Source organism: Pseudoalteromonas sp. S3260, from assembly GCF_005886925.1.
Lineage (GTDB): Bacteria > Pseudomonadota > Gammaproteobacteria > Enterobacterales > Alteromonadaceae > Pseudoalteromonas > Pseudoalteromonas tetraodonis.
On record NZ_PNCV01000346.1, the window covers coordinates 1 to 383 of the forward strand.

Annotated in this window: 1 pseudogene; it reads left to right on the forward strand. The window is 46.7% G+C overall.

The window, feature by feature from the left end:
* Positions 1-383, forward strand: a pseudogene (locus CWC14_RS18745) (TonB-dependent receptor); the annotation flags it as partial.

The window sequence follows — 383 nt, forward strand, 5'->3', positions numbered from 1 at the left end:
ACATTAGTTGATGGTAAGTTTATTTATGTTAGTGGTCTGGGCGAGCGTTATTCCAGTGCTAGATTGAATGGTGCCTATATCCCTAGCCCCGAACTAACTCGCAACGTAGTGCCGCTGGATATCTTCCCAGCAAGCATCATAGAAAGTATGGCGGTGCAAAAAGCCTACTCTCCCGATATGCCTGCGGCGTTCGGTGGCGGTAACATAGACATCAGAACCAAATCCATCCCCAGCGATTTTGTTGCTGGAGTGGAGTTGGGCGTTGGCTATAACACAACAGCGGATGAAGGCTATACCTATGATGGTAATGATGCCGGCGTTCCTCAAGCAATGAAAGATGCGATTGTTCGCTATCAAGGAAACTTTAGCATCAACAATATAGT